Source organism: Streptomyces sp. NPDC029956 (assembly GCF_055574655.1).
Window position 1 is genome coordinate 106,699 of sequence record NZ_JBVHZJ010000011.1, and the last position, 24,470, is coordinate 131,168.

Annotated in this window: 20 protein-coding genes, 1 tRNA gene and 1 pseudogene; 11 read left to right on the forward strand and 11 right to left on the reverse strand. The window is 71.0% G+C overall.

From position 1 onward, the window contains the following. Positions 1 to 9: 9 nt before the first annotated feature. The gene (gene nrtL / locus ACZ4XX_RS11705) at positions 10 to 1,128 is read right to left on the reverse strand and encodes an ArgS-related anticodon-binding protein NrtL (RefSeq protein WP_468507745.1); all 1,119 of its coding nucleotides are present in this window, start codon (positions 1,126 to 1,128) and stop codon (positions 10 to 12) included. Positions 1,129 to 1,229: 101 nt separating this feature from the next. Beyond that, entirely contained in the window at positions 1,230 to 1,703 is a 474-nt protein-coding gene (locus ACZ4XX_RS11710) for a response regulator (protein ID WP_468507810.1), read from the reverse strand. A gap of 169 nt (positions 1,704 to 1,872) precedes the next feature. Here ACZ4XX_RS11710 and ACZ4XX_RS11715 point away from each other — a divergent pair. Further along, positions 1,873 to 1,944, forward strand: a tRNA-Arg gene (locus tag ACZ4XX_RS11715). A 216-nt stretch (positions 1,945 to 2,160) separates the two neighbouring features. Here the strand turns inward: ACZ4XX_RS11715 and ACZ4XX_RS11720 are convergent. Then, positions 2,161 to 2,577 (reverse strand): annotated as a pseudogene (locus ACZ4XX_RS11720) (tyrosine-type recombinase/integrase); the annotation flags it as partial. Between the two features lie 85 nt (positions 2,578 to 2,662). Continuing rightward, entirely contained in the window at positions 2,663 to 2,908 is a 246-nt protein-coding gene (locus tag ACZ4XX_RS11725; protein WP_468507746.1) for a hypothetical protein, read from the reverse strand. Positions 2,909 to 3,190: 282 nt separating this feature from the next. Here ACZ4XX_RS11725 and ACZ4XX_RS11730 point away from each other — a divergent pair, with 282 nt between their 5' ends. Continuing rightward, the gene (locus ACZ4XX_RS11730) at positions 3,191 to 3,775 is read left to right on the forward strand and encodes a hypothetical protein (protein WP_468507747.1); all 585 of its coding nucleotides are present in this window, start codon (positions 3,191 to 3,193) and stop codon (positions 3,773 to 3,775) included. 475 nt (positions 3,776 to 4,250) lie between these two features. Here ACZ4XX_RS11730 and ACZ4XX_RS11735 read toward each other — a convergent pair whose 3' ends face one another. The 4 genes from ACZ4XX_RS11735 to ACZ4XX_RS11750 form a co-directional block, all read right to left on the reverse strand. Beyond that, positions 4,251 to 4,778 (reverse strand): hypothetical protein, encoded by a 528-nt coding sequence (locus tag ACZ4XX_RS11735; RefSeq protein ID WP_468507748.1) that lies wholly within the window; start codon positions 4,776 to 4,778, stop codon positions 4,251 to 4,253. Between the two features lie 32 nt (positions 4,779 to 4,810). Then, on the reverse strand, positions 4,811 to 5,164 hold the full coding sequence (locus ACZ4XX_RS11740) for a hypothetical protein (protein WP_468507749.1): 354 nt from the start codon (positions 5,162 to 5,164) through the stop codon (positions 4,811 to 4,813). A gap of 166 nt (positions 5,165 to 5,330) precedes the next feature. Next, positions 5,331 to 6,758 carry a radical SAM protein gene (locus ACZ4XX_RS11745; protein ID WP_468507750.1) on the reverse strand — a complete coding sequence of 476 codons (1,428 nt, stop codon included), beginning with the start codon at positions 6,756 to 6,758 and terminating at the stop codon, positions 5,331 to 5,333. After that, complete coding sequence (locus ACZ4XX_RS11750; protein WP_468507751.1) at positions 6,755 to 7,660, reverse strand: hypothetical protein; 906 nt, start codon at positions 7,658 to 7,660, stop codon at positions 6,755 to 6,757. The genes ACZ4XX_RS11745 and ACZ4XX_RS11750 overlap by 4 nt, the downstream gene beginning before the upstream one ends. A gap of 611 nt (positions 7,661 to 8,271) precedes the next feature. Between ACZ4XX_RS11750 and ACZ4XX_RS11755 the strand changes: the two genes are divergently transcribed. Further along, positions 8,272 to 9,966 (forward strand): AAA family ATPase, encoded by a 1,695-nt coding sequence (locus ACZ4XX_RS11755; protein ID WP_468507752.1) that lies wholly within the window; start codon positions 8,272 to 8,274, stop codon positions 9,964 to 9,966. Between the two features lie 24 nt (positions 9,967 to 9,990). Here ACZ4XX_RS11755 and ku read toward each other — a convergent pair whose 3' ends face one another. Further along, on the reverse strand, positions 9,991 to 11,055 hold the full coding sequence (ku, locus tag ACZ4XX_RS11760) for a non-homologous end joining protein Ku (RefSeq protein WP_468507753.1): 1,065 nt from the start codon (positions 11,053 to 11,055) through the stop codon (positions 9,991 to 9,993). Positions 11,056 to 11,128: 73 nt separating this feature from the next. Here ku and ligD point away from each other — a divergent pair, with 73 nt between their 5' ends. From ligD to ACZ4XX_RS11795, 7 genes are all read left to right on the forward strand, one after another. Continuing rightward, positions 11,129 to 12,025, forward strand: a complete 897-nt coding sequence (gene ligD, locus ACZ4XX_RS11765; protein ID WP_468507754.1) for a non-homologous end-joining DNA ligase — start codon at positions 11,129 to 11,131, stop codon at positions 12,023 to 12,025. 449 nt (positions 12,026 to 12,474) lie between these two features. Next, positions 12,475 to 13,359, forward strand: coding sequence for an ATP-dependent DNA ligase (locus tag ACZ4XX_RS11770; RefSeq protein ID WP_468507755.1), 885 nt, complete (start codon positions 12,475 to 12,477; stop codon positions 13,357 to 13,359). 187 nt (positions 13,360 to 13,546) lie between these two features. Then, the gene (locus tag ACZ4XX_RS11775) at positions 13,547 to 15,715 is read left to right on the forward strand and encodes a PBS lyase (protein WP_468507756.1); all 2,169 of its coding nucleotides are present in this window, start codon (positions 13,547 to 13,549) and stop codon (positions 15,713 to 15,715) included. A gap of 205 nt (positions 15,716 to 15,920) precedes the next feature. Then, positions 15,921 to 16,724 (forward strand): hypothetical protein, encoded by an 804-nt coding sequence (locus ACZ4XX_RS11780; protein ID WP_468507757.1) that lies wholly within the window; start codon positions 15,921 to 15,923, stop codon positions 16,722 to 16,724. Then, entirely contained in the window at positions 16,721 to 17,995 is a 1,275-nt protein-coding gene (locus ACZ4XX_RS11785) for an ATP-binding protein (RefSeq protein ID WP_468507758.1), read from the forward strand. The genes ACZ4XX_RS11780 and ACZ4XX_RS11785 overlap by 4 nt, the downstream gene beginning before the upstream one ends. Positions 17,996 to 18,181: 186 nt before the next feature. Further along, the gene (locus ACZ4XX_RS11790; RefSeq protein WP_468507759.1) at positions 18,182 to 19,561 is read left to right on the forward strand and encodes an FtsW/RodA/SpoVE family cell cycle protein; all 1,380 of its coding nucleotides are present in this window, start codon (positions 18,182 to 18,184) and stop codon (positions 19,559 to 19,561) included. Positions 19,562 to 19,589: 28 nt separating this feature from the next. After that, on the forward strand, positions 19,590 to 21,065 hold the full coding sequence (locus ACZ4XX_RS11795; protein ID WP_468507760.1) for a penicillin-binding transpeptidase domain-containing protein: 1,476 nt from the start codon (positions 19,590 to 19,592) through the stop codon (positions 21,063 to 21,065). Between the two features lie 128 nt (positions 21,066 to 21,193). Here the strand turns inward: ACZ4XX_RS11795 and ACZ4XX_RS11800 are convergent, their stop codons facing one another. Continuing rightward, positions 21,194 to 22,054 (reverse strand): hypothetical protein, encoded by an 861-nt coding sequence (locus ACZ4XX_RS11800; RefSeq protein ID WP_468507761.1) that lies wholly within the window; start codon positions 22,052 to 22,054, stop codon positions 21,194 to 21,196. 107 nt (positions 22,055 to 22,161) lie between these two features. Further along, on the reverse strand, positions 22,162 to 23,280 hold the full coding sequence (locus ACZ4XX_RS11805) for a ferritin-like domain-containing protein (protein ID WP_468507762.1): 1,119 nt from the start codon (positions 23,278 to 23,280) through the stop codon (positions 22,162 to 22,164). A gap of 193 nt (positions 23,281 to 23,473) precedes the next feature. Here ACZ4XX_RS11805 and ACZ4XX_RS11810 point away from each other — a divergent pair, with 193 nt between their 5' ends. Beyond that, a complete protein-coding gene (locus ACZ4XX_RS11810; protein ID WP_468507763.1) occupies positions 23,474 to 24,436 on the forward strand; it encodes an AurF N-oxygenase family protein in 963 nt (320 codons plus the stop codon). The last annotated feature ends 34 nt before the right edge of the window (positions 24,437 to 24,470 follow it).

Consider the following 24,470-nt stretch of genomic DNA (forward strand, 5'->3'; position numbering starts at 1 on the left):
TGAACTCTTTCAAATCCGTTCGGGTGCGCTGATGCCGAGCACGGAGAGGCCACCGGCGAGCACCGTCCCGGCGGCTTCGGCGAGCGCGAGCCGGGAACGATGGGCGGCCGAGGGTTTCTCGTCGCCGAGCGGCAGAACGGTGTGCTGGAACGCGAGCAGCGCGTCGGCGGTGGCTTCCAGGTGCCGGGCGACCCGGTCGGGGGCGCGGTGGCGGGCGGCGGTGAGGAGGGCGACGGGGTGGTCGCCGAGGACGCCGAGAAGTTCGGGTGCGTGGACGGGGGTCTCGTACGCGGGCTCGAATCCGAGCTGCGCGGCGTTGGCGAGCAGCCTCCGGACACGGGAGTGGGCGTACCGCACGCGGAAGAGGGAGTTGCGCTCGTGCTGAACGAGCAGGGACGGCCCGTCGAGCGGCCGATCCTGCGGCGCGGCCCGAAGAAGTGCCCATCGGGCGGCATCGACACCGAGGGTGCCGGGGTCGTACGCGCCGGGGTGCACGTGGATCCGCTCGTCGGGGGGGTGGTGGGCGGGCGGAGCGACGGAGGGGTCGACGGAGGCGTCGGCGGGCCGGCCGAGAGGCTGGTCGACGGGCGCGGCGACGGGCTGATCGCCAGACGGCTCGACGGAGGGGTCGACGGGCGGGCCAACCGTCTCGTCCGCTCCGTCGTCCCGGCGGAACCCGGCGTCGGCACCCTGACTCCGGAGGAGCCGGACGACGGTCTCGGTGACGAGCAGCGCGCGCGACTCTGTCAGGTCGGCGAAGCGGACGGTGACCCCGGCGAGGGCGGTGCCGCTCCCGTACGCTGCCCCGGACTCGCGGACGGCCCGTACGAGCTCGCCGCCGGAGTCGGCACGGAGGGTGAAGTTCAGGAAGCCGGGGCCGGTGACGGCGACCGCTTGGAGTCCGGGGGTCCCACGGAGGCGTTCCTCCAGGATTCCGGCGACGTCGAGGGCGGTGCGTCCGGCGGACCGGGCGAGGGTGAGGGCGACGTTGCTGGCGTACTCGCCGACGCCACCGGGGCGAGCCCGCTCGACCTTGACCGTCGGGGGTACGTCGACCCGCAGCGCACCGTCGTCGACCGCACGGCGCACGGCGTGCAGCACGGTGAGGGAGAGGTCCGCGGGGGTCACGGGACAAGCGTAGGGGAGGAGGGGGGGCGGAACGCGAACCGGTTTCGCCATGCGGTCACCCGAGGCGGGGACCGGCCCGTCGGCCGCACGACCGACCGCGCTCAGTGGGGACGGTTGGTGCTCCCGGCGCGTCGGGACTCCGGGCAGCCGTCGACTGCGGCCGGGTCCTCTCCCCCATCGGTCCCGGCCCCCTCGGGCCGCTCGCGCCGCTCGCGATGCATCAGCTGACGGACGACGCGGACGAGCTCGGCCGGCTCGAAGGGTTTGGCGAGAAAGGCGTCGACGCCGGATGCCACCCCACCGGACACGTCGTGCTCACCGCAGGCGCTGATGATCGCGACGGGGAGGTGACTGGTCCGGGGATCGGCCCGCAGTCGCTCGGCCGTCTTGATCCCGTCCAAGCGGGGCATGACGACGTCCAGGGTGACGACATCAGGACAGACCCGATGTACGACATCCAGACACTCGGCACCATCGGCCGCGGTCACGACCTCGAACCCCTCGAGTTCGAGATTGACCCTGATCAACTGCCGGATCACCTTGTTGTCGTCGACAACGAGCACCCGACCGGACATGCCTGACACACGAACGAGAGTAGGCCGCCCCGAACGGCTGCGTCCGGGTTTTGCCCACTTCTGACCCGTGCGGGGGACCCAGCCCCTGGTGACACCCCGGAAATACCTGTTCACAGCCACTCCCGCAGAGCTGGTAGGGTTCTACCCGTCGCCGCCGAACGCGGCGGACGCCCCCGTAGCTCAGGGGATAGAGCAACGGCCTCCGGAGCCGTGTGCGCAGGTTCGAATCCTGCCGGGGGCACTTCGCAGGAAGTGCCACACAGACCCCGTGATCAGCGGAAACGCTGAGCGCGGGGTCTTGTTGTATGTGCGGGCGGGTGCCGGGGTGAGCGGCCGTATGACAGGGGCCGCAGCCTATTCGCGGCCTGGGCCGTGGGGCATCGTCCCAGGTGGGAACCCGGATACGACGAAGGCCCCGGGACGGGTCCCAGGGCCTCAACTGTGCTTCACTCGCCGCTCACTCGTGCTCGCGCAGCAGCTCCTCGATGCGCCGGTTCGCCACCTCCTGGCGGCCGTCGAGGCATTTCGCGTACCGAGTCAGCAGCACCTCCACGCTGTGGCCGGCGCGCTCGGCGACCTCGGTGGCGTCGACACCCGCGTTGAGCCACGTAGAGAGGGCGGAGTGCCGGAGGTCGTACGGCCGCGGAGCGAGCGGCGAGGCGACGACGGCCGGCGGGAGCGCAAGCTCTCGGGCTTCCTGCCAGGCCCGAGAGTAGGTGGAGCAGGACACCCCTCCCCCGTTCTCACTGAAGAACAGGCGCTCGTCCTCCGCGGTGCCGAAGGTCTCGATGTGCTCCTGGAAGATGCTCACGAGCTGGGGTGGGATCGGCACCCGCCGGACGTCCTCCGTGGGCCGGTTCTTGAGGCCGCGGTCCGCGAGGTGAGTTCCTAGACAGCTCCCACCACACCGGAGGTCTTCGCCATGTTCAAGACCTGCCGAGTGTCAACAACGCTCGTGATCAATACAGCCAGCGCCCTGACCTCATCGGGGCGCAGGGCCAGTGGCCGAAGCCCCAGTCGTCGAACTCGAAGCCCGACGTTGTCGCGCGACCAATGAAGTCGCTGGCTGCGCCAGGGCTCGTGATGACGGATTCAAGGGCTTCCTTGAGTCGTGTGAGGTCGCCCAGACTGCCGACCGCGCAGAACATGCCGGCCTCGCTGTCAAAGTCGAGACTCTCGGCAATGTCCGGCCAGGCGAACTGCACGAGGTGGCAAACCACCATGCAGCCGACCCGGTAGGCGAGTGCGGCTCACGACATGCCTCCGGCGGGGGCGCTCAAACTCCGGGATGGAGGGGGCTCCGTGCGCTGGTGTCGGCCGTGGGTTGTTGAGGTGGGGACTCCCCTCCCGTCTACCGTCGACCCAGGCAGAGCCGAGCGGGCACGGTGTGCGGGTCGACGGCAGACGGGAGGGGAGTCGGGGTGGCCGATGTCGGGCGTTGGAGCCGTTCAGCACCTGGTGTCAGTACTCCAAAGCAGAATGGACTTATGAGCGATGCAGCTTCGATTGCACTGATCACTGCGTTGTCAACGCTTGCCGGTGCTGGCATCACCAGTTGGCTCAGTTTGCTGACTAATCGTCACCAATTCAGACACCAAGAGAGGTTGCCGAACAAGGAGCGAGATGAGGCCAGGCGAGACCAATACCGCACAACACGCAAGGAAGCGTATGTACAGTTCATAAATCAGGCAGTACGGACTGCACACGCGATAGGCGCGATGGTCAAGCCGGAAGCTCGAGTCTCCGAGGAGGCTTACCTCAACGCCGCTACACAAGCTGATGAGAGACTGGCGGAGCTGTGGCCACTTCTGGCGCTGGTGACCATCGAAGGGCCAGCCGAGGTGGCCGACCTGGCAGACCAGGCCGCGAATGCTCTCATGGCCGAAGGTGCGAAGGCTAGCAAGCTCCATCGACACCCTGATTCGAAGGAAGAACTGATCGCGGCGTCACGCGCCCGTTGGCAAGCACAACGCGACTTCGCACGGGCTGCTCGGGACACCGTTGCCATCCCTGCACAACCAGGCGAGAGCGAGTTGCTTGCACCGCCGCACTCCCCCGAACTTGCCGCTTAACATCACTTCCTGCAACGCCCTGACTGTGCCGACTGGAACGCGTACGTTCGCCGCGCCCAGGCAAGGAGTGGTGCGCGGCCGACGCTGGCAGGTGATCTCCTGGCCAAGACCCCGGGGCGGCCGATCACGGCCATCCGGCCCGGCACGCACCGCGGGCGTCCTCTGAGCTGATCGAACGCCTTACGGCAGGTGTTCGCACGACCACCGGTCAAGCATGGCAGCGGACTCACCGCGGATGCTCACCCTCGCTCGCCAGGCCTCGCATCCAGCCTTGGTGTCCGGCTTCGCCCCGTTCCCAGACGCTGACTGTCAGTAGAGGATGAGCTGTTGTGAACGGGGCAACCGCCATGGGGAACACGGTGAAGGACCACCGGCGAACGACCTTCGCCCGCAGGCCCGTCCGGGGAGGCCGCTCGATCGCATCCCTTGCCGGCTCCGCGAACCGTTTGAGCCCGCCCACTCCTCCTGTACTCCGTCACGACGATGGTCCGAGATCCGAGCGACGCAACTCTCCTGCGGTGAGGACCAAGCCTGCGGCCACAACGTGGAGCACACCCGGGATGGCGAACATGACGAGCTGATCGCGATCCAGGACAGCCAGGTACTGGCTCTCGGTCAGCTCGACCGTGCCACGTTCACCAGGAGTCGTACGGAAGGCGGAGTATCGGCCGTCCTTCGTCTCGGCCCCCTGAACGCTCTCCTGAGCGGCCTCTCCGAAGAACGTCAGCGCCACACCTGCGATGAGGAGCGCGCCAAGTGCCGCCTGCACCTTTCCGGTCAGACACCGGAAGGCCATCCACGCCGAGCGCCGGTCTGCTCGCGTCAGCGCCATGCGCACCATGGCAGATACGAGGATCGGGAAGACCAGCAGGAACGCAACCATCGGCCATCTGGCCCCCGTCAGCGGCAAGGTCCCCGGCAGCCAAGTGAGCCCAGCAGCCACCAGAAGTATTGCGCCCAGGCCGGCCGCGACGCCTGCGTGCAGTTTGAATCTCCACCCCATGCCTTCGAGCCTGGCATGAGGGCTGTACTAGTTCACTGCCGTATCCCGGCAGAACTGACGACTTCCTGATGCCGGGGCTGAACCCGATCTCTAGCACCTCCCTTGAAGCACCAGCGCACGCCGTATCCACTCCTCATCATGTTCGGCGTCAGAGGGGGCAGCGCGGGGCGGTCTTCAGCCCCGGACGCCCCCTGCGGCAGAACCGGCTCGGAGATCTCCCGTAAGTGGTGTGTCAGCACGGCGATCACGTCATCGCGATACTCGGCGACCAGAACGGTGATGTCCCCCGTCGTCACGTCCGCCCAACCGGCCGCAGTGCCGTCGGGCAGATTCGCGTACAGGCGACCATGTCCGTACCGCTTCCAGCGCGTGACCTTCAGCTCCACGAGCCCCCCTCGTCCGCTCTCGGCTCGCAGCATCGCAGCGGTTAGGGCTCAGAACGAGTGAGGCCCCGGACAAGATGCCCGGAGCCTCCAGGGGTCCCCCCGGTCCACCGCGCAGTTCGCCGTCGGCGCCGGCGATCGCACCCGCCCGATCGAGCCACCGCGAAGATCACGCGTCAGCAGGGCCGCATCCGCAGTGGTGGAATTCCGGCTTGGCGGGTTCAACCATCAGTGGCAGCAGCCTGCGCGTGGGCGGCTGTCGTTCGGAATCCAGCCCCAGGGGCATTCCCGGGAACCACTTCTTTCTCCACGGGCATTCCGGATACTGCTCTTCGGAGGTCATGAACGCCTTGACGAAACAACCGCGGCAGTAGTGGTAGTAGGAACACCCTTGGCATTCGGCGCCGCCCGGCGAAGGTGCGTTCCGGAAAAGGAAGTTCGCCTCCTGCCCGAACACGGTGTCATACGAGTCCGTGAGCAGATTCCCGAACTTCTTGGAATCACGCGAGAAGTTGCACGCACGAACGTTTCCGTCGTAGTCGATGGCGTACGAGCGCGATCCGGCTCCACAGTTCAGGGCCGGCGTCCCGGTTGCGAGCGTCGGAGCTGGGGCGCTCTTCCTCAGCATCGGGTGGTCGGCGTAGGGCGCCAACTGCTCGTTGATCTCCCGGACGAGTTCCTCCGCTCCCAACCCTGGATCTGCGACGTTGCACCCGCGGCCGAGCGCAGCCACCGGCGAGAAGGCAGCTGCGGCGACGCCCAGGCTCTGCACGAGTTCGAACAGGGCCCCGACCTCCTGCAGGTTCTGCTCGCTGATGGAGCTCGCGACGCGCACGGGGACACCGCAGCGGGAAAGCTCTCGCGCTGCGGTCGTCGCCGCCGCGAAGGACCCCTTGTGCCGCCGCCACTTGTCGTGGTGCGCTTCCAGCCCGTCAATGCTGATCTGAACAGCGACGTTCTCGAAACCGGCGACGTACTCCCGCAGGGATGCACGGGTACCGAGTAGGTACCCGTTGCTGATGACGGCGACCAGGACGAACCGTTCGGCGGCGTGCGCCAGGATCTCCTTGAAGTCCGGATGGATCGTGCATTCGCCACCCGTGAGCTCGATGACACGCACCCCGCGCTCCGCCATGAGATCCATCAGTTCGATGGCACGCTGCAGGTCGAGCCGCCCCTTCTTGAGAGGCGAAGACGAGTAGTAGCAGTGGGCGCAGGTGAAGTTGCAGGTCTCGATGATCTCCAAGGTGGCGTGCATGGGGTGGTAGCCGGCCTTGGACCCGGTGATCCGGGAAACCCCGACGCTTTCAGGCAGCGGTTCATCCTCGATCGTGCACAGCCCTGCCTCCACAGCGGCGTTGAGCGCCTTGAGGGCGAAGGTGGGACCGAAAAGAGGTCCTAGTTCCTCTGCGAAGACTTCGGAGATCTCCCGGAGGGACGTCGTTCCTCCGGAGAGTTCCAGGAATCTCAGGAAGTACTCTTCGACCTCGAACTGCTTGTGCTCACCAACGAGCAGGTAGCCGCCGTCCGCGGTCCTGTGGATCTCCAGGCCCTTGTCCGCCAGGGGGAAACCGTTCACGGCGGCGTCCCTCCTCATCGCTCCTCCGGCGAGGTTGCGGGCGTCTGCTGAGCGGGGGATCCGGAGGCCGGCTGCGGCGACTCGGCCTTCCCCGTCCGCGGCTGGTCGCTGTCGGCGGCCGTCTCGTCAGCAACCTTCAGCAAGGGCTTCAGTGCCTCGTCAAGCTCGGCCGCTCGGGTCAGCAGAGCCTTCCGCCCGTCCCGGGACGGTACGTCCGGTGACGGACGGTCACGGCTTTCGGCATACGTCTTCCGGGCAGCGATCATCTCTTCGGCCACAGAGGTCAAGGCCGTGAGTGCCACTGCGGAGACCCCGGCCACCGCGTAATTGATCTCGGCGCAGACGACGCATGCACCGCACACACCACAGGCACCGCACGCCGGGCCCTTCGACGACTCCGCCATGTGCAACTGGACACCCGTCGCATCCATGGTGACGACGGCCAGACTCGGATTCGGCCGGACCACACCGACGAGCGACTGCGCCGCCACGGAGAAGTAGACGATCCGGCTGTCGACCGTTCTCTGGTACAGCGTCCCGGCCGGACGGAAGACAGGCTCGTCCGTTCCCAGCTCCAGCCAACCACTGGTCTCGTGGTCGAACACCTCGACTGGTCCGAGTGCGGGTGAATCGGCGACGCTGACGAGGAAGGGAACGTCTCGCACGACGGCTTGGCCGGCCGACCGCGCCTCGTTCAAGCTCAGGCTGGGAAAACCGCGCCCGATGAGGAGCGTCAGATCGTCTTCGTCGGGGGTTGTCGGTCGATCTCCGGATTCGGGGAAGAAGATGTCTCGCAGCAGGAGAGTGGTGCCCTGAGTCAGAGCCGTGGCGGGGAAGGTCCCGTCGGTGATGCCGCCGGCAGTGAAATGACGGTCACTGAAGATCAGGATATCCCTGTCGATACCCAAGCGATTTGGCATCTCATCCTCCTGGATCGAGGGCGCCCGGAAAGGCTCTACGAGTCTCGCCCACCGTAGGACACCCGAGAGGTCCTGCCCCGACCATTTCGTCTCGTTTCCCAGGAATGCCCCACCCGCCCGCTTCCTTCGGATCATCCGATTGACAGTGTGAATGGGCGGCCGTCACCCCTGAGAGGTCCTACAGCAAAGACGCTCTGACAGAACACCGACCCGGGAATTACGGCGCACGGATGGCGTCAGCGTGCAGCCAATCCGGATGGCGAGTTCGCATTCAGCGTCAGCTATTCGCCGGCAAAAACTCGGGGCTATCGGTAGTCATTCCACTGGCGGCACCCGGTCAGCGAACCGTGCTGGTGCGCTCAGGGCGAGCCGTCCCGCTGCCGTGCGGCGGATGTCTCCGCAGCCGGTCGTGTCGGCGGTCGCGGTTCGGGCTTGGGTGCAGCGTCGGGCTTGGCTGCGGCGTGGGGCTCGGCTGCGGCGTCGGGCTTCGGAGGCGGATCAGGCGAGGAGCGTCGTTCCTCGTCTTCGGCAGGGCGGTATTACGCTTTGACCGGTTGCCTTTCGGGGTGTTGGCGTGGGTCCAGGTCGGGGGAACTGTGGCGGGAGAGTCGGTGTCCAGGCGTACCGCCAAGAAGTGCGAGCGGGTGTGGCGCGAGGGGGTCGCGCTGCTTCGGCTGGGGCAGTTCGATGCCGCCGCCGTCCGGTTCACCGAGGTGCTGGAGTACGACCCCACGGCTGCCGACGCCTGGCTGGGGCTCCATGCGACGGGGCGGTCCCAGGCCGAGGCCGTGGAGGCCATGGCGCGGTACCGGCATTCCTTCGGCGCGCTGCGGAACCAATGTGCGCTGGCCGTCCGTTCCCGGTTCGATCTCGGCGCCTACGTCACCTTCCGGCTGGAGACCTCGCGCGACCTCTGGCTCGCCGGCATGGCCCTGCAGCTCTCCGCGGGGCGCGTCGACGAGGCCGAGCCCGCGCTCCTCACCGCCGTTCTCGACTGTGACGAGACGCGGTTCCTCTGCACCCGTTACGCCTACCTCAAGCAGAACTGGCCGCAGGTCCTGGAGTTCTCGCGGGGCATCGAGGCGCCCTTCCTGCGCGACGAGGCGCAGTTGTACGTCGGGTACGCGCTCGCCCGCCAGCGTGTCTTCCACGAGGTGCTCAACGCCGTGGCGCCCCTCCCCCGTGTACTGGACCGGGGCGGGAGGTTCGACGGCGAGGTCGCCTATCTGCGCGGGCTCGCCCACGAGGGCGTCGGCGACCACCGGGAGGCGCTGCGCCAGTTCCAGTACGCCTTCCGCTGCTTCCCCGGTCTCGCCGACGTCGCCCAGCGCGCGCAGGTCCATGTTCCCGTTCAGGTTCCCGCCCCCGCCTCGGGTGCGGCGGTCGCGTCGGCCGCGCCCGGCGCGGCGGAGCCGGGTACAGGTGCCGCGGGCCGGCGGCTCGACGAGGCGCTCGCACGGCTCGATCGGATGATCGGGCTCGAACCGGTCAAACGGCAGGTGCGGACCCTCGTGGCCCAGCTGCGGATGGCCACCGTCCGCCGGGAGCAGGGGCTGCCGGCGACGGCCGGGCCGCAGCACTTCGTCTTCGCGGGTCCCCCGGGTACGGGCAAGACGACCGTGGCCCGCATCATCGGGGACGTCTTCGCCGGGCTCGGCATGCTGGAGACGGGGACACTCGTCGAGACCTCGCGGGTCGACCTCGTGGGCGAGCACCTCGGCTCCTCGGCGATGAAGACGAAAGCCGTCGTCGACTCCGCCCTCGGTGGTGTCCTCTTCGTCGACGAGGCCTACGCGCTCTGCAACTCCGGCTACTCCGGCGGCGACGCCTTCGGCAAGGAAGCCCTTCAGGTGCTGCTCAAGCGGGCCGAGGACGACCGCGACCGGCTGGTCGTCATCCTGGCCGGGTACCCGGACGAGATGGCCGAGCTGCTCTCCACGAACCCCGGCCTCACCTCCCGTTTCAGTACGCGGATCGACTTCCCCTCCTACTCGGCGGCGGAACTCCTCCGGATCGCCCACGGCGTTCTGGAGGCCCAGGGCGACGTGGTGGACGAGGACGCCGCCGCCGCCCTCCACTCCCACTTCCAGAGCGTCGTACGGGACGGGACCGTCGACCGGCTGGGCAACGGGCGGCTCGCCCGTGAGCTCTGCCGCAAGGCGGCCTCCTCCCGCGATCTGCGTCTCTACGACACCCACGGTGGGGACGTCGCCCCGAGTCGGGAGGACCTCACCACCGTGCGCGTCGCCGATGTCGACACCGCGTACGAGGAGCTGCGTTCCGCCGGCGGTCCGCCGTCCAGGTGAGCCCCGCCCACCCGGTCGACGGCCCTACGCCGTGCGCTTGTGCGGGGTCGCCTTCTTCGCGGTCGTCTTCTTCTTCGCCGTGCTCTTCTTCGCCGTGCTCTTCGTCGCCGTGCTCTTCGTCGCCGTGCTCTTCGCCGTCGTCTTCTTCGTCGCCGCCCTGGCCGTGGACTTGCGTGCCGGCGCGGCCGTCTTCTTCGCCGCCGTCTTCGCCGTGGACTTCTTCGCGTCCGTCGTCTTCGGCGTGCGCGACGCACGGGGCTTCAGCGGGGTGACCTCCGCCTCCGCCTTCCCCTCCTCCTGCTCGCCCCTGGCCTCCTTCGCCGCCCTCACGCTGTTCTCCAGGGCCGCCATCAGGTCGATGACCTGGCCGCCGCCGGACTCCTCGCCCGTGGTCGCGGGCGCGACTCCCTCGCCGCCCTCCGCCTTCGCCGCGATCATCTCCTCGACCGCCGTGCGGTAGTCGTCGTGCAGGGTGCTCATGTCGACCTCGCCCAGGGTGGCCATCAGGGCGTCCGCCAGGTCGAGTTCGGCGTCCCGTACGCTCACCGGGTTCTCCGGGGCCACGCCCTCCGGCGCGCGGATCTCGTCCGGCCAGAGCAGGCCGTGCATGGCGATCACGTCGTCCACGACCCGGAGCATCCCCAGGCGCTCCCGCCCCCTGAGGGCGTACTTGGCCACGGCCACCTTCTCGCTGCGCTTCAGCGCCTCGCGGAGCAGGGTGTACGGCTTCGCCGCCGGGACTCCGTTCGCCGAGAGGTAGTACGCGGCGTCCATCTGCAGCGGGTCGATGTCACCGGCCGGTACGAAGGCGACGATCTCGATCGTCTTCGCCGTGGGGAGCGGCAGTGCGGCCAGGTCCTCCTCGGTGATCGGGATCATGGACCCGTCGGCGTCCTCGTACGCCTTGCCGATCTCCGCCTGCGGGACCTCCTCGCCGTCGAGTTCGCACACCTTCTTGTAGCGGACGCGGCCGCCGTCCTCGGTGTGGATCTGCCGGAAGGAGACGGACCTGCTCTCGGTGGCGTTCACCAGCTTGATCGGAATGCTGACCAGGCCGAAGGATATGGCGCCGTTCCAGATGGATCGCACAGGTGTTCCCTTCGGGTCGGATCAAGACGTTTCGTCGCCCCCGATTTGTCCGTAATCGTGGGATTCTCATCGTATGACGCCTCTCACAGAGGTGGAGGGGCGGCGCCTGGCGCTCAGCAACCTGGACAAGGTGCTCCACCCGGTCACCGGCACCACCAAGGGCGAGCTGCTCCACTACTACGCGACCGTCGGGCCCGTGATCCTGCCGCATCTGCGCGATCGCCCGGTGTCCTTCCTGCGCTATCCGGACGGTCCCGACGGGCAGCTCTTCTTCACGAAGAATCCGCCGCCGGGCACACCCTCCTGGGTGAGGACCACCCCCGTGCCCCGTTCCGAGGACCCCCGGGCCCGGCAGGTGGTCGTCGAGGACCTCGCCTCGCTGATGTGGGCCGCGAACCTCGTCGTGGAGTTCCACACGCCGCAGTGGCGGGCCGCCTCCCCCGCCGTCGCCGACCGGCTCGTGTTCGACCTCGACCCCGGGCCGCCGGCGACGGTCGTCGAGTGCTGCCGCGTCGCCCTCCACCTGCGCGAACGGCTCGCCGCCGACGGCCTCGACGCCTTCGCCAAGACCTCCGGCTCCAAGGGGCTCCACCTGCTCGTGCCGGTGGTGCCCACGCCGTCGCCGCTCGTCTCGGCGTACGCGCGCAAGCTCGCCGTCGAGGCGGAGGCCGCGCTGCCGCGGCTCGTCGTGCACCGGATGGCCCGGGCGCTGCGGCCCGGGAAGGTCTTCGTCGACCACAGCCAGAACGCCGCGGCGAAGACCACCGCCACTCCCTACACCCTGCGGGCGCGGCCCCTCCCCATGGTCTCCGCGCCCGTCACGTGGGAGGAGGTCGAGGAGGGCGCCGGGGCCACCGCGGACCCCGAGTCCCTCGTCCTCCTCATGGATGACATCGCGCCACGTCTTGAGCGGTACGGGGATCTCCTTGCGCCACTTTTCGCGCCCGGGCGGGCGGGGGACGTGCCGTGAACCGGGGCGGGGCGCGTGGTGAACCGGGCCGGGGGCACACCGTGAACGGGGCTGGGAACCGGGCCGGTGACGTGTCGTGAACGGGGCCGGGGACGTGTCGTGAACCGGGCCGGTGACGTGTCGTGAACGGGGCCGGGGCGCACGCCCGGGGCGGGAGCGGCGACGCCGCGAGCGCCGGTGGCGGGGCTGCGGGCGGGCGTGGCGGGGCTGCGGGCGCGCGCGGCGGACCTCTCGGACGACCCCTTGGGCGAGCCCCTGGACGGACCCCCGGTCAGGAGCCTGGGCAGGCCGCCGGACGGCCCCCCGGACGGACCCCCGGCGGCGGTGGCCCTGCCGCCCGTGGCACTCCGGGTCACGGCCGCGCCGAGCCCCCCGACCCCCGCCCGGACCGCGGCCCCGAGAGCGGGGCCGACGCCGGTACCTGGGCCGGTACCGGCTCCCCCGACCTCGTGCTCCTTCCGCCCGTCGACGTCATGCGGCCCCGCTCCGCCGACGGGATCCCCGAGCAGGGAGAGCCGCCCCGCGAGCTCCAGTACTCGCTCAAGCTCGACGGGTTCCGCGCGCTCGCCTTCGTCCTCGGCGACGGGAAGGTCGTCCTCCAGTCGCGTTCCCGTCGCGACCTCGCTCCCGAGTTCCCCGGGATCGCCGCCCACCTGCGCGACCAGCTGCCGCCCGGGATCGTCCTCGACGGCGAGCTGTGCGCCTACCGGGAGGGGCGGCTGAGCTTCACCGACCTGCTGCGTTCCCCCGCCGACCGGGCGCGGGCCGGCGTTCCCGTCTCGTACATCGCCTTCGACCTGCTCGCCGTCCCGGGGCGCGACGTACGGGCGCTGCCGCTCCGCGACCGGTGGGAGCTGCTCGGCACCGCCCTGCTCGATGCCGAGCCGCCGCTCCAGCGGGTGCTCGCCACCCAGGACGAGGAGACCGCCCGCGACTGGTTCCGCGATCTGCGGGACGCGGGCGTCGAGGGGATCGTCGCGAAGTCCCTGGCCTCCCCCTATCGGGCCGGCTCCACCTGGGCCTGGCGGAAGATCCGGCACATGGAGACGAGCGACGGCGTCCTGCTCGGCGTCGTCGGCCCGCCCGACCGGCCACGTGCCCTGGTCGTACGCCTCGCGGACGGTCGTACGGTGTCCACCTCGCCCCGGCTCACCCCGGCGCAGTCGCGCGAGGTCGGCGCCCTGGCAGGGGACCGCGCGGGGCCGCTCGCCCAGGACCCCGAGCACGGGCCGGTGCGGTGGATCGACCCGCCACTCCCCGTCGAGCTGCGGCAGCTCGCCGTGCGGCAGCGGCAGGAGAACGCGACCTTCGTCCGCGTCCGGTCCGAGGGGTAGGGCCGCCGGGCCCCCGTTTCCGGGGCCGGCACGGAGTGCAACTGCCCCACTGCGTACCGCACATGGCGCAAAGAGACCGCAACTGGGGGTCTGCGCGCGCCCGGTGTTGTCGGTAAGGCCTTACTGCCAGTGCCGTGGTGCACACTTGCTGCCTGGTACAGGGCTCACGGGGAAGGCGGCCTGGCAAATGCTGACGGGGATCGAGGAGGTCGACTGGGCCTCGTTGGGGCACGCGTACGGCCCCGCGGACGACGTGCCGGAGCTGCTCCGCGGACTCGCCTCCGCCGATCCCGCCGAACGGGAGACGGCCCTCGACGGCATGTACGGCGCCGTGCACCACCAGGGCGACGTCTACGACTCCACCCTCGCCTGCATCCCCTTCCTCCTCGAACTCGTCGCCGACCCCGCCGTCCAGGACCGCGGCTGCATCGTCGAGCTGCTCACCAGCATCGGCGGGATCGAACTCGACGACGACGAGGAACTGGACGAACTCGACCCCGAAGAAGAGGAGTTCATCCCCGCCGCCAACTACGCGATGGCCGCCGCCGCGATCGCCGCCGGCGCCGACGTCTTCCTCGGGCTCGTCTCCGACCCCGACCCGGAGGTGCGGCTCGCCGCGCCCTGCGCGCTCGCCTCGCTGCACCCCGAGCCCGCGCGGGTGCTGACCCTGCTGCGGGAGCGGCTCACCGTCGAGCGGGACACCGAGGTACGGCTCGCCCTGGTCGCCGCCGTCGGGCGGATCGCCCTGCGCCACGCGTCGCTGCACACCGAGACCGTCGACTGGCTCGGCTGGCTCGCCCGCGCCGCCCAGGACCCCGGCCTCCGGCTCGCGGCCCTCGCCCAGCGGGCGCGCTGCGCGCCCGGCGACATCCCCGACGACATCGTGCCGTGGGTGACGGGGCTTCTGGAGGAGATCAGGACCTCGGCGCTCGGGCCGGCCGCACCCGGCACCGAGCGCGCCGCGACACCGACCCTCATCGGGCAGGTCCGCGAGCTCCTGGAGGAGCACGCCGCCGGCCGCCCCGCCCCCTGGACGGAGGAGCTGCTCAGGACCCTGCACGCGGCGCTCGACGACCGGGTCGACGACCGTATCGCGCTCATCCGGGCGCAGCTGCGCAGCCCCGACTGGGGGCAGCGTTCGGACGCGATCTGGCTGTGCGGCGGGTTGATACGGATCTGGCGGGGGCGGTACGAGGAGGTCGTCCGGCTCGTCGGCGCCCAGCTCAACGACCCCGAGCCACGGCTCCGGGAGGCCGCGACCTCGTTCCTGGAGCGGCTCTTCGAGCTGGGCGCGCCCGCCGCCGACGCGCTCGCCGCCCGCCTGGCCGTGGGACCGGCGACCGCCGCGGCGGGGAACGGCAGGGCGGGCGCCGGAACCGGCACCGCCCAGGGCAGGGGCGACGGCAGCGGCGTCGGCGGCAGCTCCCAGAACGGCTTCGTGGGGCGGTCCGGGCGCGACGGTGCGCTCCTCGCGCTCGCCCGCGCCGGGGACTCCCGCGCCGTCCCGATGCTCGCCCGCGCCCTGGAGGAGCGCGACGTGCGGCGCGAGCTGCTGTACGCGATGGACGGACTCGGGCCCTCCGCCGCCATGCTGGCCCCGCTGCTGCGGCGCCGGCTCGCCGGGGTCGAGCTCGACGAGCGGCTGTACGACCGGGCCGCGCCCCTGCTCTACGCCCTCGCGGCGGTACGGGGCTCCCAGGCGGTGCCGGAGGTCCTGCGGGTACTGCGCGGCGCGCCCTCGAACCGGCGCGACTGGGTGCGCGAGTCCGCACTGCGGACCCTGGCGGCGTTCGGGCCGGCGGCCCAGGAGGCCGTACCGGACATGCGCGGGCTCCTCGACGCCGACTCCGCCACCGTCGCCACGGCGGCGGCGCGCGCCCTGTGGGCGGCCGAGGGCGACCTGGGCGAGGTGCTGGCCGCGCTGGAGCGGTGGCTCCGGCCGGGCGCCTCGGGCGCGGACTGGTGCTCCGCCGCCCAGGTCCTCGGCGAGATCGGTCCTTCCGCCGCCTGGACGGCCCCCGCGCTCAGACCGGGTCTGGCCTCGCGGGACCTGTGGGTGCGGGTCCGCAGCGCCGCGGCCCTGTGGCGGGTGTCCGGGGACGCGGCGGCGGCGCTGCCGGTGCTGCTCGCGGCCTGGGAGGAGAACCGGCACGCGCGCGTGGACGTGGCCGAATGCCTGGCGGAGATGGGCCCGGCGGCCTCGGAGGCGCAGCTGGTCATCCTCACGGAGCTGACCCGCCGACGCCGTCACAACGCCCGCGAGGGCGCCTCGGGCAGCCATGACATCCACCTCGACGAGAAGCTCCTGACCGTGTGCCGGGCGGCCCTCGCACGGATGGAGCGGGACGGTTTCTAGGCGGCGGGACCGGACCGACGGGCGCGGCGACCGGGCCGACGGGCGCGGCCGGCTGGACCGGTGATCGGGCCGACCGGTAGACAAAAAGGACTTCCCCCCGAATAAGGTCTACTGGAAGCGGGTCCGAACCGGACCCGCCGCCCGGCCACGCCGGCCACCCCGGCCCCACCGCCCGCCCCACCGATCGACCCGTACGAGGAGCAGTGTGAGACCGCGCGGAGTGCATCTCGCCGCCGCCGGTGTCCTGTGTGCCCTCGTACTCGGCGGCGGCGCCGTCGGCTGCGGACGCACCGAGGGCGGGCTCCAGAGCGCCGGAGTCACGCCCACCGCCGTAGGGCCCGTACGGCTCTGGCCCGATCTGCCGCCCGCCACGGATCCGCCGCTCGACTACGGGGAGTCCGACACCGAGCGCGTCCCCGGCGTCGAGGTCGCCGACAACGACGTCCACACCGTCGACGCCGTCGCGGTGGTGGACGCCGAGGTGCGCGCCCACCCCGACACGTACAGCGGCGGCGACGGGCTCTACGAGGAGACCGCCCGCGCGATCAAGGCCTGCGACACCGCGCCGGCCAGGTGTCCCGTCATGCGGCCGTACTACCGCGACCTCACCGGCAACGGACGGGACGAGCTGATCGTCGGCATCCGGATGCCGGACCAGCAGGTCGGCGTGCGCGTCTACCTGGCCGAGAACGGCGGGCTCACCCGCATCATGTCCACCGTCGACCAGGTCATCAGCGTGGAGCTGGCCGGCCGGGACCTGATCATGCGGGTCAGTTCGGCGGGCATCCCCGGGTACGAGTACCGCACCGCCTGGTCCTGGGACGAGCAGCAGCACAGCATGCTGCCCACCCGCGACGAGATCGTCCGGGTGAAGCCCGGCCGCACGGCGCCCCCGACCGTCCCCGCGCCCCGTCTGGTCAGCCCGACGCCGACCCCGGGCCCCGCCTCGACCCCCCTCCCGCTCCCGGTCCCGCCGGACGTGGCCGTTCCCGCCGAGCCGAGCCCGTGAGGACGCCCCGGCGGCCCGCCTGGACCGCGACGCTCACCTGGAAGGCCGCGGTGTTCATCGCGGTGATGTGCTGCGCCCTGGCCGCGCTGCTCGGCATCCTCGTCCATGTGTCGGTGACCGGTCAGACCGTGAGCGACTCCCGGGAGAAGGCCCTCGCGCGGCTCACCGACGTCACCCGGCTCTACGAGGCCGGTGAGCCGCTCCCCCGGTTCGCCGGCGTCGACCCGCCCGGGCTCCCGCCCTCCCTCCGCGCGCTCGCCGTCCGGGGCGAGCGGGGCACGGTGGTCGCCGACGACCGGGGCCGGCCGACGATGTGGGCGGCGGGCCCGGCGGACGGCCGCGCCCTCGCCGTACGCCTCGACTACACCCAGAGCGCCGAGACGATCGACGCCCTCGACCGCTCGATCCTCGGCTCCTCCGTCCTCGCGATCGGGGCGACGCTGGTCGTGGGCGTCTTCGCCGTCACCCGGGTCACCCGGCGGCTGCACCTCACCGCCCAGGTGGCCCGCCGGATCAGTGCCGGCGATCTCGACGCGCGCGTCGACGACCCCCGTACGAAGGACTCCTCGCGCCCCCAGGACGAGGTGGCCACGGTGTCCGGGGCGCTCGACACGATGGCCTCCTCGCTGCAGAGCAAGCTGCAGAGCGAGCAGCGGTTCACCGCCGACGTGGCGCACGAGCTGCGCACCCCGCTCACCGGGCTCTCGGCGGCGGCCGAGCTGCTGCCGGAGGGACGGCCGTCCGAACTCGTACGGGACCGGGTGCGGGCGATGCGCGGGCTGACCGAGGACCTCCTGGAGATCTCACGGCTCGACGCCCGCAACGAGACCGTCGACCTCGCCGTGCACGAACTCGGTCCGCTCGCCGAGCGGGTGGTGCGCGCCTCGGGCACCGGGACCGAGGTGCGGGTCGTACGGGACGCGACGGTGGAGACGGACCGGCGGCGGCTGGAGCGGGTGCTCGGCAATCTGATCGCCAACGCGCACAAGCACGGGGCCCCGCCGGTGGTCCTGACCGTGGACGGGCCGGTGGTGTCCGTACGCGACCACGGGCCCGGCTACCCCGCGTATCTGCTGGAGTCGGGGCCACAGCGGTTCCGGACCGAGAGCGGGGGCAAGGGGCACGGCCTCGGTCTGACGATCGCGGTGGGGCAGACGGAGGTGATCGGTGCCGAGCTCGTCTTCGGCCGTGCCGCCGACGGCGAGGGCGCCGAGGCCCGGCTGCGGCTGCCCGAGTACGTGAGCCTCGTGGACGAGGAGCCGGAGGACTGACGGGCGGCGCCGGAGGACCGAGGCAGCGGCTCCTCGTGGACGCGGCCCCAGAGGTCCGGGCGCGGCGTCCCGGCACGGGAGCGTTCCGCTGCGGCCCCGGGCAGAACCGCTCCGCGCGACACACCTCCCCACGGCACACCGTCGCACAAAAGGGACATAGGGCATACCGCTTGCTACGTTGCGGCCATGACCGCACCGCGCACGGACGCTCCCCCGCCCGGGGTACGCACGCCGAAGCGCCGCGGCGTGGAGCTCTCCCTCCTGGTCTGCGCCGTCCTCATCTGCGTCTACGGGTACGCCGAGGTCGGCCTCGCCCGCAGCGGGGCCGTACCGCCGGACGCCGCGCGCTACGGGGCAGGGCTCGGTCTGCTCGCACTCGTCGCCCATCTCGCGGTACGGCTCCGCGCCCCGTACGCCGATCCGCTGCTCCTGCCGATCGCGGTCCTGCTCAACGGCCTCGGCCTGGTGCTGATCTACCGGCTCGACCTGGAGACGCCGAAGGACCAGGCGGCGACGACGCAGCTGATCTGGTCGACGCTCGGGGTCGCGCTGTTCATCGTGGTCGTCCTGCTGCTCCGCGACCATCGCGCGCTCCAGGGCTACGCGTACGTGTCGGTGGCCGCCGCGCTCGCCCTGATGATCCTGCCGATCTTCTTCCCCGCGGTGAACGGAGCCAAGATCTGGATCCGACTCGGCGGTCTCTCCTTCCAGCCGGGCGAGTTCGCCAAGATCCTGCTCGCGGTCTTCTTCGCCGCGTACCTCGCCGCCAACCGCAACGCGCTCGCGTACACCGGCCGCCGGATCTGGAAGTTCCAGTTCCCGACCGGGCGGGTGCTCGGGCCGATCGTGGCGATCTGGCTGCTGAGCGTCGGCGTGCTCGTCCTCGAACGGGACCTGGGCACCTCGCTGCTCTTCTTCGGCCTCTTCGTGATCATGCTGTACGTGGCGACCGGCCGGACCGGCTGGATCGCGGTCGGGCTCGTCCTCGCCGCCGCCGGGGCGTTCCTCGTCGGCTCCCTCGAACCGCATGTGCACAGCCGGGTGCAGGACTGGCTCGACCCGTTCGCCTCGATCCGGGCCGGGGACGGACCCGGGCAGCTCGCCCAGTCGCTCTTCTCGTTCGCCGCCGGCGGGATGCTCGGCTCGGGGCTCGGTCTCGGCCATTCCGTCCTCATCGGCTTCGCCACCAAGTCCGACTTCATCCTGGCGACGGCCGGCGAGGAGCTGGGCCTGGTCGGCCTGACCGCGCTCTTCCTGCTGTACGCGCTGCTCGTCGCCCGCGGCTACCGCGCCGGCCTCTCGCTGCGGGACCCCTTCGGGCGGCTCCTCGCGATCGGGCTCGCCTCGATCGTGGCGCTCCAGGTGTTCGTGATCGCGGGCGGGGTGATGGGGCTCATCCCGCTGACCGGGATGGCGATGCCGTTCCTGGCACAGGGCGGGTCGTCGGTGGTCACGAACTGGGTGATCGTGGCGCTCCTCATCCGGGTCAGCGACTCGGCCCGCGCACCGCAGCCCGACGACGCCGACACGGGGACGCTCGCACCGGTGAGGGAAGGGGCCTCGTGATCCGGCCGCACGCCCCGGGGAGAGCCACGTGATCCGCTACGCCCGGCGGGCCGCCGCCCTCTGTCTCGTCCTCCTGGTGGCGCTCCTCGTCAACTCCGCTCGCGTGATGGTCTTCGAGGCCGAGTCGCTCGACGACAACCCGGCCAACCGGCGCATCGCGATCAACCGCTACGCGGAGCCGCGGGGCGAGATCGTCGTCGACGGGAAGCCGGTCACCGGCTCCCGTGACAGCGGGCAGCAGCTGCGCTGGGAACGGACCTACCGCCAGGGCCCGTTGTACGCCCCGCTCACCGGCTACTCCTCGCAGACGTACGGAACGACCCTCGTGGAGCACGCCGAGGACGCGATCCTCGCCGGAACCGACCCCATGCTGGCCCCGCTGCCGCTCTGGAACGACCTCACCCGGGGCCGGCAGCCCGGCGGCGACGTCGTGACGACGATCCGCGCCTCGATGCAGGAGGCCGCCTTCCGGGGCCTCGCCGGGAAGCGCGGCGCGGTCGTCGCGATCGAGCCGCACAGCGGCCGCATCCTCGCACTGGTCAGCTCGCCCTCGTACGACCCGGGTGTCCTCTCCGGCACGGGGCAGGGGGTCAAGGACGCCTGGAAGCGGCTCACCACCTCGCCCAACCAGCCGATGCTGAACCGGGCGCTGCGGCAGACGTACCCGCCGGGCTCCACGTTCAAGATCGTGACGGCCGCGGCGGCGCTCGACGCGGGGGTGGTGCGGGACGTGGACGCGCCGACGGACACCCCGGACCCGTTCGTCCTGCCCGGCACCCGGCAGGTGCTGCCGAACGAGGCGAAGGGCTGCGCCGACGCGTCCCTCGCCTACGCGATCCAGTGGTCGTGCAACACGGTGATGGCCGGTCTGGGGGTGGAGGTGGGCCTGGAGGGGATGGTCGACGCGGTGGGGAGGTTCGGCTTCAACGACACGGGGCTGCGGGTGCCGTCCTGGGTGGCCAAGTCCAACTTCGACGGGGTGATGAGCCCGGACCAGCTCGCGCTGTCGTCGATCGGACAGTTCGACACGACGGCGACTCCGCTCCAGATGGCGATGGTGGCCTCGGCGGTCGCCAACAACGGCGAGATCGCCCAGCCGTACCTCGTCGACCGCACGACGACCTCGGGCGGGACGACGATCGACCGTACGGGCCGCCGCAGTTACCGGCAGGCGATGAACCCCGCGACGGCGATGCAGCTCCAGCGGCTGATGGTGAAGGCGGTGACGGAGGGGACGGGGACGAACGCGGCGATCCCCGGGGCGCGGGTCGGCGGCAAGACGGGCACCGCCCAGCACGGCTTCGGCAACACCGGTACCCCGTACGCCTGGTTCATCGCCTGGGCGCAGGCGGAGGACGCGGCCCAGCCGGCGGTCGCGGTGGCCGTGGTCGTCGAGGACGCGGAGGCGTCCCGTACGGACATCAGCGGGGGCGGCAGTGCGGCGCCGGTCGCGAGGGCGGTCATGGAGGAGGCGCTTCGGCTGGAGGAGGAGGCGCGGGGGTAGGAGGAGGCGCGGGGCAGGCCTTCGGGCCGCGTCCCGGCACCCCACTCCCCCCCCCGCTCTCCGCGCTCTCCGCGCTCTCTGCCCCGCTGTTCGCGTCGGCGTTAGTGTCGGCGTTCGCCTCGGCCGGGTCAGCCGGCCGGGGTGGCGACCGGCTTGCGGATCTCCGCGCGGATCTTGGCCGTCTTCTCGGCGAGGTCGGCCAGGTCGATGTCCTTCGGATCGGCCGTGGCCTCCCCGGCGCCGACGAGGGCGACGGCGGCGGCGGTGTTCTCGTCGCCCCAGGCGCACATGGGCAGCGTCGTCGAGCTGAGTCCGTCCTTCGACGTGGTGACCTGGCAACTGACGGTCACGCCGTACCCGGCGGGGGTGAAGTCCCTGGGCTTGACGACGAGGGTGGAGCCCTTGTCCGTGGCGGCCCCCCTGAGGATGGACGAGCGGGTGGTACCGGGGCTCTTGATCTGCCCGTACAGCCCGGAGAGGACGAGGACGGAGTCGTCCTCGCCGCTGTACTGCCCGACGGCCGCGGTCGCGTCCTTCACGGTGAAGTCGGGGGTGTCCTCGATCTCCTTGCCCTGGGTGTCGGAGAGGTCGGAGACGAGGGTGAACTCGCCGTCGAGGAGGGTCTGCGGGACGACCAGCTTGTGCGTCGCGTCGGGGAAGGGGCCGGTGACGCCGTCGAGGCCGGCCTTGACCCCGTAACCGATGCCGCCGACCACGACCAGGGAGCCGACGACGATGGCGACGATCGCGCCGGCCGACAGCTTCTTCTTCGGCGGCGGTCCCATGGGCGGCTGCCCCCAGCCGCCGGGGCCGGGCCCCGGGCCCGGCGGGTACGGCGACGGAACACCGGGCTGGGCGTAGGCCTGTTGGGGGTGGCCGGGCGACGGGAAGTGCTGCGGGGCGCCGTAGGGGCCGGGCTGCTGAGGGGGCGGCACCGGCCCGCCGTACGGGTTGTGGGGCGGCTGGTTCGGCGGTGGCGGCATGGTCATGACGATCACGCTACGTCACCCGTACGACAACCCGTTCTTCCGAGTGCGGGCAGGGCCGGGTGACAGGCCTCGGCCCGGGGATACGACCCCGGGCCCGGGACCGGGGCTCAGCCCTGCGCCGCCCCGTCCGCGATCGCCGCCGCGACCTCCGCGACCCGGGCCTGCTCCTCCTTCGCGAAGCGCTCCGCGTCGAGCTGTTCCGCGATCTCCTCGTCCTGGGTCATGAGGAGGTCGAGGTTGGAGTCGCCGAGGTCGAAGACGCCCATGTCGAGGTAGGCCTTCTGGAGGCGTTCGCCCCAGAGGCCGATGTCCTTGACACAGGGAACGATCCGGCTGAAGAGCAGTTTGCGGAAGAGGTGCAGGAACTCGCTCTGCTCGGTCAGTTCCTCCGCCTCCTTCCGCGGGATGCCGAAGTTGTCCAGGACCTCGACGCCGCGCAGCCGGTCGCGCATCAGGTAGCAGCCCTCGATGACGAACTCCTCGCGTTCGCGGAGTTCGGCGTCGGACAGCTGCCTGTAGTAGTCGCGCAGGGCCATTCGGCCGAAGGCGACGTGCCGGGCCTCGTCCTGCATCACGTACGCGAGGATCTGCTTGGGCAGCGGCTTGTCGGTGGTGTCGCGGATCATGCCGAAGGCGGCGAGGGCGAGGCCCTCGATGAGGACCTGCATGCCGAGGTACGGCATGTCCCAGCGGGAGTCGCGCAGGGTGTCGTCGAGGAGGCTCTGCAGGTTGTCGTTGATCGGGTAGAGCATGCCGATCTTGTCGTGGAGGAAGCGGCCGTAGATCTCGGCGTGCCGGGCCTCGTCCATGGTCTGGGTGGCCGAGTAGAACTTGGCGTCCAGGTCGGGGACGGACTCGACGATCCGGGCGGCGCAGATCATGGCGCCCTGCTCGCCGTGCAGGAACTGGCTGAACTGCCAGGAGGCGTAGTGCCGGCGCAGGTCGCCCTTGTCCTTCTCGGTCATCTTCGCCCAGTGGCGGGTGCCGTGGAGGGTCAGGACCTCGTCAGGGGTGCCGAGGGGGTCGTACGGGTCGACCTCCAGGTCCCAGTCGATCCGGGTGGCGCCGTCCCACTGCTTGTCCTTGCCCTTCTGGTAGAGGGCGAGGAGGCGCTCGCGGCCGGCATCCTCCATGTCGTATTCCCAGTTGAAGCGGGCGGCGCCGGTGGCGGGGACCTGCCAGCTCGGGGCGGACGGGGCCGTGGTGTAGAGGTCGCGCGTCGACACTGACGCCTCCTTGGGGAGTCGGGCCTTTTCCCGTGGTGCGAGTCCTGTGGCCAGGCCAGGCTCACACGTTGGTAGACGGATCGTCAACAAGTCGTGCACAGGGGATTGACGGCGCTACTGACGGGCAGTCTGATGATCGGCGACCACCGGTGACGTCACGCCGTCGCGACGAGCACAGCGAGGTGCGCAAACCATGACCCCCTTCTTCGGCTCCCCGGCGTCCACGAACTCCGAGGAACCGGACTTCAGCCTCCTCAGGGACGCCCTGGGGCCGCTGCGCGACCGCGAGCAGGTGGCCGAGCGGCTCCTGGAGTCCTCCCGCAAGCACTCCTACGACCCGGACGTCGAGCTCGACTGGGACGCGCCGTTCGAGGACGGCAAGTGGTTCTGGCCGCCCGAGCTGCTCTCCCTGTACGACACACCGCTGTGGCGCACGATGTCCGAGGAGCAGCGGATCGCGCTCTCGCGCCACGAGGCGGCGTCGCTCGCGTCGCTCGGCGTCTGGTTCGAGATCATCCTGATGCAGCTGCTCGTCCGGCACATCTACGACAAGTCGCTGACCAGCCATCACGTCCGGTACGCGCTCACCGAGATAGCGGACGAGTGCCGGCACTCGATGATGTTCGCGCGGCTGATCCGACAGGGCGGAACCCCGGCGTACCCGGTGCCGAGGCTCTACCACAACCTCGCGCGCCTGCTGAAGACCGTGTCCACGACCCCGGGCTCGTTCGCCTCGACACTGCTCGGCGAGGAGATCCTCGACTGGATGCAGCGACTGACCTTCCCGGACGAGCGGGTGCAGACACTGGTACGCGGGGTGACCCGCATCCATGTGGTCGAGGAGGCACGGCATGTGCGGTACGCCCGTGAGGAACTGCGCCGCCAGATGACGACCGCGCCGCGCTGGGAACAGGAGTTCACCCGGGTGAGCTGCGGACAGGCGGCGCGGGTCTTCTCGACCTGCTTCGTGAACCCGCAGGTCTACGAGGCGGTGGGCCTGGACCGGCGGGAGGCGGTCGCCCAGGTGAGGGCGAGCGGACACCGCCGCGAGGTGATGCAGTCCGGCGCGCGCCGCCTGACGGACTTCCTGGACGACATCGGGGTGTTGCGGGGGGCGGGGCGGCGGCTGTGGAGGTCGTCGGGGCTGCTGGCGTGAGACGGGGCCGCACCGGCCGGCCCGGGCCCCGGCG

What these genes read in the sequence shown, in the direction of transcription:
- ACZ4XX_RS11710 (WP_468507810.1), bottom strand. Translation starts at nt 1,703, where the DNA reads ATGTCCGGTCGGGTGCTCGTTGTCGACGACAACAAGGTGATCCGGCAG.
- ACZ4XX_RS11730 (WP_468507747.1), top strand. Translation starts at nt 3,191, where the DNA reads ATGAGCGATGCAGCTTCGATTGCACTGATCACTGCGTTGTCAACGCTT.
- ACZ4XX_RS11735 (WP_468507748.1), bottom strand. Translation starts at nt 4,778, where the DNA reads ATGGGGTGGAGATTCAAACTGCACGCAGGCGTCGCGGCCGGCCTGGGC.
- ACZ4XX_RS11745 (WP_468507750.1), bottom strand. Translation starts at nt 6,758, where the DNA reads ATGAGGAGGGACGCCGCCGTGAACGGTTTCCCCCTGGCGGACAAGGGC.
- ACZ4XX_RS11750 (WP_468507751.1), bottom strand. Translation starts at nt 7,660, where the DNA reads ATGCCAAATCGCTTGGGTATCGACAGGGATATCCTGATCTTCAGTGAC.
- ligD (WP_468507754.1), top strand. Translation starts at nt 11,129, where the DNA reads ATGACGCCTCTCACAGAGGTGGAGGGGCGGCGCCTGGCGCTCAGCAAC.
- ACZ4XX_RS11775 (WP_468507756.1), top strand. Translation starts at nt 13,547, where the DNA reads ATGCTGACGGGGATCGAGGAGGTCGACTGGGCCTCGTTGGGGCACGCG.
- ACZ4XX_RS11790 (WP_468507759.1), top strand. Translation starts at nt 18,182, where the DNA reads ATGACCGCACCGCGCACGGACGCTCCCCCGCCCGGGGTACGCACGCCG.
- ACZ4XX_RS11800 (WP_468507761.1), bottom strand. Translation starts at nt 22,054, where the DNA reads ATGACCATGCCGCCACCGCCGAACCAGCCGCCCCACAACCCGTACGGC.
- ACZ4XX_RS11810 (WP_468507763.1), top strand. Translation starts at nt 23,474, where the DNA reads ATGACCCCCTTCTTCGGCTCCCCGGCGTCCACGAACTCCGAGGAACCG.